Below are 11745 nucleotides of genomic sequence, written 5' to 3' on the forward strand. Positions count from 1 at the left end.
AAACGCGAAAACCCTATCATCAGCATCAATGTATTTGTTTACTTGTTACTTTAGTGACCTTTCGCCGACCTCGAACCTGACCTTATCTTGACTTCCGTACTATATTTTATTGTTTTAAATCTATAACATATCTGACCTTATATTGACCTTGCGCCTGACCTTTTGGGTTGTGCCGATTTTTTGTCAACACGTTCACTTTGTTGTTGCTTAATGCAACATGTTTACTTTACAAAAGAGACCAAGGAGAACTCGCATGGAAAAGATCATGGGTCGATAAAGTGCCTAACCCTGAGCTTGTGATCCACCAATGCAACAAAGAGTGGAAATGGCACTCATCAAACGGATCATCCCCCAATAAAGTTCGTCGAACCTGCAGTTCTCAACCGATACGACGCAACCTCCCACAAAGCCCAATTGATAGACTCCGAGGCAGATGCGGTTCACCGCACAGCAAACCCCATAGAAACCGCCAATGCGGGCCCCACAATGGCTCCAAAGATCGATCATGAAGATACGCATTAAAGAAATCCGGCAAGCCAAAGGGCTTACTCAGGACGAACTTTCAGTGAAGGTTGATTTATCTCGATCTTATTTGGCGCAATTAGAAAAGGGAAAACGTCCACTCACCACCAAGAAGCAAGCTATTATTGCCGCAGCCCTTGATGTGGAGCCAACTGAGCTTGTAGATTTCAGCGCACCTGACAAAGACGACGAGGCGCTTCTTCTCGAGGCGTTCCGTGCCCTTTCCCCCGAACAGCGAAAAGCTTGGCTCGAATGGGCAAAAGTAGCTAAGGGGTCCGCCCTGGAAAAAGAGTGAAAGCTCTATACACCATGCCAATCGGATCAACCGATCTTTTGCACCGAGAAAAACCGTAAATTGAAGATTCACCGGGGCACGGGCTGCAAGATGGTGAAGGTCGAAGATCTGGAAAACCTGATCGAAGGAAAGGCCGCATAATCGGCGGGTAAAAAAACTCTGATGTGGGGCAGCTTCAGCTTCCCCCTTTTTTATTTCTTTATTTTATTAGCGCTTATCGGGTTTTTATGGAGCGGGTAGCGGGAATCGAACCCGCGCGTTCAGCTTGGGAAGCTGACAGGCTACCATTACATCATACCCGCCGCTTTCCTTGAGATATCATCAGTGAGGAGACAGGTTCAACCCGACTATGGGTAGATCGTACGCAATTTGTCATTCCGTTCGCGCGCGCAAGCTGTCGATCAGCGATTGGTCGACGTCGAGGGCTTCGCCGGCAGCCTCTATTGTCCGCTGGTCCAAGTGTTGCGGGTTCAGGTCAACACCATCTGCGAACGCATCAACAATGGCTTGCATCGCATTGATCCGGGCGAATTTCTTGTTGTTCGCTGGAATGACATGCCACGGAGCCACTTTGGTCGACGTACGCGCCAACATTTCATCAACCGCAACTTCGGCAATGTCCCATTTCTCACGGTTTCTGAAATCTTCGTAGGTCAGCTTCCAGCGTTTCAATGGGTTTGTCAGCCTCTCCGTGAAACGGCGCATCTGTTCCTCTTGCGAAATATGAAAGAACAGTTTCACGATCCGCGTGCCGTCATCGACCAGCATCCGTTCAAAATCGTTGATTTCCTGATAAGCCGCGCGCCAGCGTTCTTCGGGCGTCAGCTTTTCGATCCGCTCGACCAGAACCCGGCCGTACCAGCTGCGATCGAAGGCAGAGATCGCACCCGAGGGCGGCAGACGTTCCCAGAACCGCAGCAGATAATGCCGGTTGAGATAGTAGTTTCGGGGGGCTCCGATCGGCCAGACTTTGAAACTGCGCGGGTCCAGAGCCTGGCTGACCCGGCGAATGGTTCCCCCTTTGCCTGCTGCATCCCAGCCTTCAAACACCAAAACACCCTTGAGCCCGTGAAACAGATAGGCTTGTTGAATTCTGGCAAGCTTGGCCTGCAAATCAATCAACTGGTCGAAATAATCTTTCTTGTTCAGACGCTTGCTCAGGTCCGCCTCCGAGAGTTTCGGGGGATGATGTTTGCTCATGGTGCCACCTGATCCTTGTTCGCTTGATCGGGCCATAGTGAAACCTTCTGCGCAATCGACATTGATCAGGGTCAAAAACAACAAAAGGCCGGGCGCTGGGCCCGGCCTTTGGAATTTGTTTGGATCAGATCAGGCGCGGCGACGACGACCACCACCGCGACGGCCACCGGCGGCACCGGCCTCGTCGGGCGCTTTGTTGAACCGGATCCACTCACCGCCGTGGGGGTCATTGTTGGTCAGAAGGTTGGCGGCGCGGATGGCCTCCATTTCCTTACCGGCGCGCGGCTTGGTCGAACCCAGCCCGAACAGCTGGCAGAAAGTTTCATCATCCATGTCAGCAGGCAGAATTACGCCTTTGGCTTCGATCTCGGCCCTCTTCTCGGCAATTTTCTTGGGCCCTGTTGGCAGTGCAACGGGGTTCATGATGGCCGAAGTCATCCCCGCGCCCATCGCCATCGGAAGGAAAGCGTTGTTGATGCCATGACGGTTCGGCAGACCAAACGACACGTTGGACGCACCACAGGTGGTGTTTACGCCCAGCTCTTCGCGCAAGCGACGGACCAGAGCGAACACCTGCTGACCCGCAGTTGCCATTGCACCGATGGGCATGACCAGCGGATCGACCACGATGTCATGCGCGGGGATGCCGAAATCAGCAGCGCGCTCGACAATCTTCTTGGCCACTTCGAAACGCACATTGGGATCTTCCGAGATACCGGTGTCATCGTTCGAGATCGCCACAACAGGCACGTTGTACTTCTTGACCAGCGGCAGAACCAGTTCCAGACGCTCTTCTTCGCCTGTGACCGAGTTCAGCAGCGGACGGCCTTCAGCGGCTTCAAGACCGGCCTCCAGGGCACCGGGAACCGACGAGTCGATGCACAGCGGCACTTCGACCAGACCCTGCACCATCTCGACGATCTTGCGCATCAGCGGCGGCTCGGTCTCGTTCGGGTTGGGGTTCGAGTTGTAGACAACGCCAGCGTTGATATCCAGAACGGTTGCGCCTGCCATCACCTGCGCCAGCGCGTCTTTCTCGACGGTCGAGAAATCGCCCGCTTCCAGCTCGGCCGCCAGTTTCTTGCGGCCGGTCGGGTTGATCCGCTCGCCGATCACGCAGAACGGTTCGTCAAAGCCCAGAACTGCAGTTTTTGTTTTTGATTCTACGACTGTACGGGTCATGTCCGTTCCTTAGGAGTTTACAGGCTTTGCCGAAGCGCCGCCGTTATTGATCGCCCAGTTGGCGTTGGTCTTGATCCCGCCCAGCGGAAAGAAGTGTACGTTGGTGATGTTGAAGTCCGGGTTGGCCGCCTTGTGCTCGGCCAGTTCAGTCACAACGTCGGTCGGCTCATAGGGCAGCAGCAGCTTGGAGACGTCCATGGCGCGCTTTTGCAGAACCTTCAGCGACGGACCGACGCCACAAGCGATAGCGAACTTGATCAGCGTCTGCAGCTTGGCTGGACCCGCGATGCCGATATGGATCGGCAGATCGATCCCCGCCTCTTTCAGGCTGTCGGCCCAAGCGATGATCGGCTTGGCGTCAAAGGCAAATTGGGTGGCCAGCGCCATTTCGGCATCGGTTGTTTCGCTGAACTTTTGCTTCCAACGCAGCGCATCGTCCACGTTCTTGGTCGAACCGTCCGGGTCGATGTCCTTGTTGCCCTCGGGGTGGCCTGCAACATGCAAACGCTTGAAGCCCGCCTTGTCAAACAAACCTGTTTCCAACAGTTGCATCGAGCTGTCGAAATCGCCGTGCGGTTTTGCGACGCCGCCGGCCAGCAGCAGTGCCTGATCAACGCCCGCTTCACCCTGATACATCGAGATCCAGTTTTCCAGCGTCGCGACATCCTTGATGATCCGCGCCGGGAAGTGCGGCATGACAGGGTAGCCTTCCGCCGCAATACGTTTGGCGGTCTTGACCATATCCTCGATGGGCGTGCCCTCGATATGGGCGATGTAGACGCGAGTGCCCTCGGGCAGCAGAGCGCGGAAATCGTCGACCTTTTCAGCGGTTCGCGGCATCACCTCGATCGAATAGCCTTGCAAAAAGGCTTCGACGGTCGGGTTCACAGGGCCCGTTTCGACCGCATCACGTTTCTTGAAGTTCAGCAAAGCCATTTCGGCCTCCCATAAAAGTCTGGGCTCACGCCCAACCGTCGTTGGCGATCAGAGCTTTGATGCGGTCCTGATCGTATTCCGTTTCCAGACGCACGGCTTCGGCTTCGGCAATCTCGGACGGATCGCCGTCGACTGCAAAAGGTGCGGCCTTGCGCCATTCAGCCAGATAGGCATCACTGTCCTTGGCGTTCACCTTCATTGCGGCACGGTCGATGGCTTGCTCGAACCGTTCTTCCAACTGCCGCTTTGCGCCACGACGGCCTTTGCCGACGATGACCTGAGCGGGAATGTCGCGCCAGTACACGATGGTGACGTCAGGCATTGTTGTGATTCCTCCTAACCCAATGGGCCGGTTCTAAACTTCAATGTAGGCTTGGGTCGGTCGATTTTCGACACACGGCGCTTTTCCAGCGACGTTTTTGCCCAAGGTGGTGTACCGGGCTTTTAACCAGTTTCCAGGCAAACGCGCATATCATATTTCTCATCGTCTCTATGAAAGTGCTGCATAAAAACGAAAAACCCCGGACGGAAAATGCCGTCCGAGGCAAGATTTCAGGGGTCAGATCGCTTCAACCAACCAAACCGCCATCTTCGCGGGTAATGGCGATGATCGCCGAACGCGGGACCGAGTCGCCGCCCTCGGGCCAGTGGCTGTTGCCGTCTTCGCCCGGGTGCTGAACGCCGACAAACATTGCACGGCGATCCGGCGACCAGCTTAGGCCGGTGATCTCACATTCGTTCGGACCGACGAGGAAGCGGCGGATTTCACCGGTGACTGGATCACCCGCCAGCATCTGGTTGTTGCCTTGACCGGCGAAGTCACCTTCGTTGCCATAATTGCCGTCGGTTTGGATCCACAGCAGGCCATTGCTGTCAAATTTCAACCCGTCGGGCGAGTTAAACATGTTGTCGGCGTTCACGTTCTGGGACCCGGCATAGGCATCTTCATGCACAGTGGGATTGCCCGCAAGCACATACAAATCCCAGCCAAAGCCAGCGGCAGTATGGTCGCCGCCATCCGGACGCCAACGAACGATCTGACCGTAGTTGTTCTTGTCCCGCGGGTTCGGACCATTGGCCGAAGTGTCATCGCCCCCGGCGTTTGGCTTGACTCCACGGTTCTTGTTGTTGGTCAGGCAGCAATAGACTTCTGGCGCGTTCGGGTTTGACGCAACCCATTCCGGACGGTCCATGGTCGTGGCACCAACCACCGAGGCGCCTTGACGCGTGTGGATGCAAACCTCGGCCTGTGACGCAAGGCCGGTGGTTTCGGGCGTCAGCGCCAGCCACTCACCTGTGCCATCATCGTTGAACTTGGCCACCGAAAGCGCGCCATTCTCAAACAGCGCATTCGTGTCCACTCCGGCTGCGTAAACGCCATCGGAAACGAAGCGGTACAGGAATTCACCACGCTCGTCATCACCCATATACACCACAACGCGACCGTCGTTGTTGACCACAGTATCCGCGTTCTCATGCTTGAAGCGACCCAGCGCGGTCAGCTTGCGCGGGGTCGAATTCGGATCGGTCGGATCAATCTCAACGACATAACCAGCGCGGTTTGGCTCATTGGGGTCTTTAGCAACGTCGAAACGGTCGTCAATTCTGGCCCAGCCATAGCCCCAATCGCTGGCTGATACGCCATAGCGCTTCAGTTCCGGGCTCACTTCGTGGTTTTCGTCCTCAGCCGAGAAGTAGCCGTTGAAATTCTCTTCACAGGCCAGATAGGTACCCCACGGCGTCTTGCCGTTGCCGCAGTTGTTCCAGGTCCCTTTGCAAGCTGTGCCCGACGGATCGGCGGTTGTTTTCATAAGGTCGTGACCTGCTGCCGGGCCAGTGATCGTCATGTCGGTCTGAGGTGTAACGCGGCGGTTATACTGACTGTCCTTCACGATGCCCCACCCGCCATCCGCGTTGACGATTTCAACAACCGTAACACCATGCGCCATCATGCCTTTGGCAACGTCGTCGTCAGATGCCGCCTTGGCATCAGGATTGTTGCCCCAAAGGATGTCGCGGTTGGTGTATTCATTGTTCACAACCAACAGAACATGACCGTCATGGAAGAATACATCCTGACCATCCGTGTTGTCGCCAAAGGCGCGTTCCTGACTGGCTGCCGTGCCTCGGGTGGCATGATCGAATTCAGGCACATCCGACCACAGCGGATCACCCCAGCGTACCATAACCTCGGCTTTATAGCCCGAAGGCACAATCACTTCGTCGGCCGTCGAAACCGGAATCGCTTCGAACGAGAAACGGTCTGCCGCAGCGCGCGCACTTGTCGGCAGAATCGAGCCGCCAACGGCAGCGAAACTGCCCATCGCCAAGACGCCACCCATAAAGCCGCGACGCGACAAAGCACGCTCGACGACGCGGTCAAATTCGCATTCTTCAGGGCGTGGATTTACAACTTCATCGTACTCATCAAAGGAAAGGGTGTGATCGTCTTTCATGGTAACCTCCGTATCTGGCAGTAAGTTTTTAAAGAATCCTGCAGAGGGTTCTGTGGATGCCCATCGCACCTCTGTATGAACGGCTTGTGACACTCACGTTAATTTCAAAAATGAATTTGCTTGCGCCTCGGCGATCCCCCGCCTAGGGTCAAACTAACTCGAAAATCGGAGGGCGTGATAATGGCGCCCAAGCGTCCCAAAGGTGCGGGCGCGTTCCCGAAAGCGGTCGAAAGCCCCGCGCCGGCAAGACCCGATCCAGATGCGTTGTATGCGGCGCTGGATCTGGGGACAAATAGCTGCCGCATGTTGATAGCCCAGCCCAAGGGCAGCGGGTTCCATGTGGTAGACAGTTTTTCCAAGTCCGTGCAACTGGGTGCCGGGCTTGAACGGACCGGACGTTTGTCGCGGTCATCGATGGCGCGCACCATTCAGGCGCTGCGAATCTGCCAGCAAAAGCTTAAGCGGAACAAGGTCAAACGGATGCGTTTGATCGCAACCGAAGCCTGCCGTCGAGCCAAGAACTCGCGCGAATTCATCCGACAGGTGAAGCGGGAAACCGGACTGACGCTTGAAATCATCCAGCCCGAGGAAGAAGCGCGTTTGGCGGTGATTTCCTGTGCTCCGCTGGTCTCGACCAAGACCGAGCAATTGTTGGTCGTGGATATCGGTGGCGGCTCGACCGAGTTGGTTTGGATCGACATTTCGTCTATTGCGCGACGTGACCGTCCAGCAGCAATCATGCGCTTGCACAATGGGTTTCACACAGCCGACAGCCCATTTCCGGCGGCGAAGGTCGTGGACTGGATCAGCGTTCCCCTGGGTGTCGCCACCTTGCGCGATCAATTCCACGACGTCGAAGATGATGCGGCCCGCTTCGCCCTGATGAGCTGGTTTTTTGAAGAAAACCTGGCCGATTTTGCGCCCTACAAAGACGAACAAACCCGCGAAGGGTTTCAGATCGTCGGCACCAGCGGCACGGTCACGACGGTTGCGGCCTCGCATCTGGGGCTCAAGCGGTATGACCGGACCAAAGTGGACGGCCTGCGGATGACCAGCGATCAGATTGACAAAGTCATACGCGGGTATTTAGAACTCGGCCCTCATGGGCGGCGCCGGGACCCTCGGATTGGGGATGACCGACAGGCCCTGATCATGTCCGGCTCGGCCATTTTGCAGGCATTGCTACGCTGCTGGCCCACCGACCGCCTTTCCGTGGCGGATCGTGGGCTGCGCGAAGGCCTGCTTTATGCGCAGATGAGCGCGGACGGGGTATTGGAAGACGGACCGTTCTGATGGCGAAGACACCGACTGGAAAAAACAACTCGGGCCGCGGGCAGCGCGACCTGAAGGTCAAGGTCAAGACGGCGCGCGGGCGCAAGCTCAGCTCGACCCGTTGGCTCGAACGGCAGTTGAACGATCCTTATGTCAAGCGTGCTCAATCCGAGGGCTATCGTGGACGTGCCGCGTATAAGATTCTGGAGTTGGACGACAAATTCCGTTTTCTCGTACCCGGAGCGCGCGTGGTTGATCTGGGCTGTGCACCCGGCGGCTGGTGTCAGGTGGCTGTCAAACGCGTGAACGCGCTGGGCGAGAAGTCGGGCAAGCGGATCGGTACTGTGCTGGGCATTGACCTGCAAGAAGTTGAACCGGTCGCCGGGGCCGATATCCATGTGTTGGACTTCATGGAGGATGACGCCGACCAGAAGGTCAAGGATTGGTTGGGCGATAAGGCGGATGTGGTAATGTCGGACATGGCTGCCGCATCATCGGGGCACAAACAGACAGATCACATGCGAATCATGGCGCTGTGCGAAACCGCCGCCTATTTCGCTTTTGACGTGCTGGAAGAAGGCGGCACGTTCGTCGCCAAGGTTCTGGCCGGGGGTGCGGAAGGTGATCTTCAAAAACTCCTTAAGCAGAAGTTCCAGAAGGTCGCTCATGTCAAACCGCCTGCATCGCGCTCAGACAGTTCGGAAAAATTTGTTGTAGCAACTGGATTTCGAGGGCGAAGTTAATCTTCGAGCGTAATGCGATCCTGGGTCAGGCATTGCTCGCGTAAAGACGCTGCAGCCATACCCTGCAACATCAGCGTATCGCCATGAGACACGTAAAGTGCCGCCCGCCCACGTAGCTCTTCAATCCGCTGGGCAAGCGAAACCGAACTTAAACCCTGCATCCTCTGTTGCTTGGTTTCTTTGGACATAATTCACCTCTGAACACACATTTGTAATGTCTGTAGCGTGAAATTCTGCCGTGAAGATGGAGCAATTCGGGCGGGGATGTGCCGGATCAGGGGCCAAGCTGTTGCGATAACTGCTGCAGGTTCGGGTCATTTGGCAACAGATTCAAAGCCTCACTCAGCACCATACGCGCAGCATCAGGACCGCGATTTATTTGCGCCAGTTGCACCAACATGGGCCACGCTTCGCCTCTTTGCGGGTCTAAAGTTACGACTTCTCGAAAGGCCTGCTCTGCAGCAGGCGCATTGCGTAGCGTCAAAGCCATGCCCCCCAAAACAAGATGGGTTTCCGGGAAATCCAATCTGTTCGCAATCGCCTGCTGCCACTCTGACATGCCCTGTCCGGCCAGCGTTTGTTGCTGGGGTGAAAGAGCTTGCGGCGGTATCGTCAGGAATTCTTTCGCGGCAGCGATGCGCACATTGCGCAGCGGGTCGGACAACAATGGTTCCAATCGCTGCACCTGTTCGGAAGGGCTGGCCTGACGCTGCAAGGCCGCTGCATTTGCGCGGATCAGGGGATCATCATCTTGCAACAATGAGGCAGTCGCCTGAGCCAAATCCGGAGAAGCGAAGGGTTGCAGCAAATAGGCGGCCGTTGCCCGCACAATCCCCGCATTTGACGTGTCCATCGCAACGGCAAGCAAACCTTCGGGCGAGTCCAGCCTGCCCTCAAACGCGGCTTTGAAGACCGTACCAAAATGCGGGTCTCGGTGTGAGGCGTCCGGGAACCACCCTTCGATCTGATTTGCTGCCCAGTCCTGATCCTGATCTTCATGACAATCGGTGCAAGCATCGACGCCCAACCCCAGATCGGGCCTTGGGATGCGGAAGCTATGATCGCGACGCCCATCTACGCCCATATAGACCCGCTCGATCATGTGGCAGCTTTTGCACTGCGCGCCGTCACTGCCTTCTGGATGTTGGTGATGCGCGGGTGTGTCGTATTCTTTTGCTGTAAGCGTCGGAAAGTCCGGGTTCCCTGCTGGGGAATGACACTGAGTGCAAACACCGTTCCCTTCCGCCTTCAACCCGGCGCTGTGGGCCTCATGACAGTTCATGCACCCGACGCCCTGCGCATACATCTTGGATTGCAGGAACGAGCCATAGACATACACCTCATCCAATATCTGCCCGTCCGGGTGGTAGGATCCAGGGCGCAACAGAGCCAGGTTGTAAGCGTCGTGAAACGGGGTGCCGGGCACCGGGTTTCCGTCGCCATGCGCCTCACGTCGGGAATGGCACCCGGCACATTGCTGAATTTCTGCCTCAGTCTGGCCTTTGCCCCAGTTCATCAGAAAACCTGCCGGTCCAAGATTTTCAGAAGTGCCCTGCCCGTTTACCCAATCGATATGCGCGGAGCCCGGACCGTGACAGGCTTCGCACCCGACGCCGATCTCAACCTGTTGCGACGAATAGGTTCTGGATTGAGGAAAATAGCTCTTTTCAAACCCTGTGGCATGGCATTCGGCGCAGCGGCTGTTCCAATTCTTGTAAGGACCCGTCCAATGCAACCCGTCATCCGGTGGCAAGTCCTGATCGGGATAGAGATGATACCATTGCTTGCGCTCGGTATCCCAGACCACGTCAAAGCTTTGCAGACGCCCCGGTTCGGTTTCGAAAAGGTATTGCTGCAATGGTTCAATCCCGACGACGGAATGCACATCGTAGTCTGTTGTCACACCGTCCAGTTCGGTGACACGTGCCGTGTATTTACCTGCGTCTTCGCCGAACTCAACTTTCATCCCCTCAAGGGAAAACTGGGTGCCGTCAAAATCTGCGACCAGCGCGCCGTCATCTACATCCGTCCAGGCCAGCGCGTGGTGTGAGGTGGCCCAGGCCTCGGCTTCTTCCTGATGGCAGTCTGTGCATTGTTCCGAACCGACATAATTTTGGGCCTGTGCCCCGCCTGCCAGCATCAGGCAGAAAGAAAGAGCTACATTTCTCATGACTTGCTCCCGTCTGCTGCGTTTTTCAGGTCGATCAACGCACCATTGTATTCCGCCCCAAGGATCAGCATCGCCGAACACAGATATAGAAAGATCAGCGCCGCCATAGCACCAGCCAGTCCTGCATACGTGGCGCTATAGGTGGCAAATTGGCTGATATAGATCGAAAACGCCCATCCTCCTGCCGCCCACAAAGTCAAGGTGAGTATCACCCCTGGCAGAATTTGCGGCAGGCTGTGCCGGCGCGTCGGCAGAATCAGATGCGCCAGCAGGACCGTACCCACCGGAACAGCCACGGTAAATGTCCAGCGCAGGCGATCCACCGACAGCCATTGTGTTACGGCCACGTCCGTATGCTCTGCCACAAGATTGGTGTAGACCGGCAAGATCACCTCTACCGTGGCGATGATTAGGATGGCGGCACCCCCTAGGATAACCAGCACCAGACACAGAAGCCGCGTTTTCCAAAACGGCCAGCTATCCTGATCGTGATACGCTTGGTTCATGGCTGCACGTACTGCCGCCACTCCGTTTGAGGCAAAATAGATCGCGAGCAGACCGCCCAAAGTGATGACCCCCGTGCCCGATCCGGCCAGAACCGCGCGCAGTTCAGCCACAATGGGATCGGCGACATCTTTGGGCCAAGCGCCAAAAAGCAACTCGATCAACTCATCGGTCATATAGCCCTGCGACAGTGCGCCGGCCAACGCGACAGTGAACAGCACAAAAGGAAACAACGCCATCATCAGGGACATGGCGACATGGCTGCTCATGACGGCTCCGTTCTTTCTGCCGAACCGGTGCAGAGCCAGCCACAGGGCCTGAACAAGCCGGCCAAACAGGGGATTCGCAATTTCGGTCATCCTGCAACCCTAACCCGCCGAAATAAAACACAGAACCCGTCATCGGTACCAAAGTGACAAAAGCGGCCGATGGGGCGGCGAACACGTTGCATCCAACCAGCCGCAC

Annotated in this window: 11 protein-coding genes and 1 tRNA gene; 3 read left to right on the plus strand and 9 right to left on the minus strand. The window is 56.4% G+C overall.

Annotation, left to right across the window (positions count from 1 at the left end; translation table 11 throughout):
* Positions 1-505: 505 nt before the first annotated feature.
* Positions 506-817 (plus strand): helix-turn-helix domain-containing protein, encoded by a 312-nt coding sequence (locus ALB80_RS07410; RefSeq protein ID WP_172677870.1) that lies wholly within the window; start codon positions 506-508, stop codon positions 815-817.
* A gap of 228 nt (positions 818-1045) precedes the next feature.
* On the opposite strand, the gene ALB80_RS07415 is transcribed toward ALB80_RS07410, so the two are convergent.
* From ALB80_RS07415 to ALB80_RS07440, 6 genes are all read right to left on the minus strand, one after another.
* Positions 1046-1119 (minus strand) — tRNA-Gly (locus ALB80_RS07415).
* Positions 1120-1189: 70 nt separating this feature from the next.
* Positions 1190-2017 (minus strand): polyphosphate kinase 2 family protein, encoded by an 828-nt coding sequence (locus ALB80_RS07420; RefSeq protein ID WP_050603659.1) that lies wholly within the window; start codon positions 2015-2017, stop codon positions 1190-1192.
* A gap of 129 nt (positions 2018-2146) precedes the next feature.
* Positions 2147-3199: a methyltetrahydrofolate cobalamin methyltransferase gene (locus tag ALB80_RS07425; RefSeq protein WP_050603421.1), complete on the minus strand. Its 1053-nt coding sequence runs from the start codon at positions 3197-3199 to the stop codon at positions 2147-2149.
* A 9-nt stretch (positions 3200-3208) separates the two neighbouring features.
* Positions 3209-4135: a methylenetetrahydrofolate reductase gene (locus ALB80_RS07430; protein WP_050603422.1), complete on the minus strand. Its 927-nt coding sequence runs from the start codon at positions 4133-4135 to the stop codon at positions 3209-3211.
* A gap of 25 nt (positions 4136-4160) precedes the next feature.
* A complete protein-coding gene (locus ALB80_RS07435; RefSeq protein WP_050603423.1) occupies positions 4161-4457 on the minus strand; it encodes a virulence factor in 297 nt (98 codons plus the stop codon).
* Between the two features lie 247 nt (positions 4458-4704).
* A complete protein-coding gene (locus tag ALB80_RS07440) occupies positions 4705-6591 on the minus strand; it encodes a PhoX family phosphatase (protein ID WP_050603424.1) in 1887 nt (628 codons plus the stop codon).
* A gap of 180 nt (positions 6592-6771) precedes the next feature.
* Here ALB80_RS07440 and ALB80_RS07445 point away from each other — a divergent pair, with 180 nt between their 5' ends.
* Together ALB80_RS07445 and ALB80_RS07450 are read left to right on the plus strand one after the other, a co-directional pair.
* Complete coding sequence (locus ALB80_RS07445) at positions 6772-7884, plus strand: Ppx/GppA phosphatase family protein (RefSeq protein WP_050603425.1); 1113 nt, start codon at positions 6772-6774, stop codon at positions 7882-7884.
* Positions 7884-8606, plus strand: a complete 723-nt coding sequence (locus ALB80_RS07450; RefSeq protein WP_050603426.1) for an RlmE family RNA methyltransferase — start codon at positions 7884-7886, stop codon at positions 8604-8606. Before ALB80_RS07445 ends, ALB80_RS07450 begins: the two co-directional genes overlap by 1 nt.
* Here the strand turns inward: ALB80_RS07450 and ALB80_RS07455 are convergent.
* From ALB80_RS07455 to ALB80_RS07465, 3 genes are all read right to left on the minus strand, one after another.
* Complete coding sequence (locus ALB80_RS07455) at positions 8603-8794, minus strand: hypothetical protein (protein WP_050603427.1); 192 nt, start codon at positions 8792-8794, stop codon at positions 8603-8605. The two genes, ALB80_RS07450 and ALB80_RS07455, sit on opposite strands and share 4 nt — an antisense overlap.
* A gap of 86 nt (positions 8795-8880) precedes the next feature.
* Positions 8881-10776: a cytochrome c3 family protein gene (locus ALB80_RS07460; RefSeq protein WP_050603428.1), complete on the minus strand. Its 1896-nt coding sequence runs from the start codon at positions 10774-10776 to the stop codon at positions 8881-8883.
* Positions 10773-11639 carry a YihY/virulence factor BrkB family protein gene (locus tag ALB80_RS07465; RefSeq protein ID WP_050603429.1) on the minus strand — a complete coding sequence of 289 codons (867 nt, stop codon included), beginning with the start codon at positions 11637-11639 and terminating at the stop codon, positions 10773-10775. Before ALB80_RS07465 ends, ALB80_RS07460 begins: the two co-directional genes overlap by 4 nt.
* Between the last annotated feature and the right edge of the window lie 106 nt (positions 11640-11745).

The sequence above is a fragment of the Ruegeria sp. 6PALISEP08 genome (genome assembly GCF_001238295.1).
Lineage (GTDB): Bacteria > Pseudomonadota > Alphaproteobacteria > Rhodobacterales > Rhodobacteraceae > Ruegeria.

Bases quoted from the DNA above. Each gene is read 5' to 3' on its own strand.
- ALB80_RS07410 (WP_172677870.1), top strand. From the start codon at position 506: ATGAAGATACGCATTAAAGAAATCCGGCAAGCCAAAGGGCTTACTCAG.
- ALB80_RS07420 (WP_050603659.1), bottom strand. From the start codon at position 2,017: ATGAGCAAACATCATCCCCCGAAACTCTCGGAGGCGGACCTGAGCAAG.
- ALB80_RS07425 (WP_050603421.1), bottom strand. From the start codon at position 3,199: ATGACCCGTACAGTCGTAGAATCAAAAACAAAAACTGCAGTTCTGGGC.
- ALB80_RS07430 (WP_050603422.1), bottom strand. From the start codon at position 4,135: ATGGCTTTGCTGAACTTCAAGAAACGTGATGCGGTCGAAACGGGCCCT.
- ALB80_RS07435 (WP_050603423.1), bottom strand. From the start codon at position 4,457: ATGCCTGACGTCACCATCGTGTACTGGCGCGACATTCCCGCTCAGGTC.
- ALB80_RS07440 (WP_050603424.1), bottom strand. From the start codon at position 6,591: ATGAAAGACGATCACACCCTTTCCTTTGATGAGTACGATGAAGTTGTA.
- ALB80_RS07445 (WP_050603425.1), top strand. From the start codon at position 6,772: ATGGCGCCCAAGCGTCCCAAAGGTGCGGGCGCGTTCCCGAAAGCGGTC.
- ALB80_RS07450 (WP_050603426.1), top strand. From the start codon at position 7,884: ATGGCGAAGACACCGACTGGAAAAAACAACTCGGGCCGCGGGCAGCGC.
- ALB80_RS07455 (WP_050603427.1), bottom strand. From the start codon at position 8,794: ATGTCCAAAGAAACCAAGCAACAGAGGATGCAGGGTTTAAGTTCGGTT.
- ALB80_RS07460 (WP_050603428.1), bottom strand. From the start codon at position 10,776: ATGAGAAATGTAGCTCTTTCTTTCTGCCTGATGCTGGCAGGCGGGGCA.
- ALB80_RS07465 (WP_050603429.1), bottom strand. From the start codon at position 11,639: ATGACCGAAATTGCGAATCCCCTGTTTGGCCGGCTTGTTCAGGCCCTG.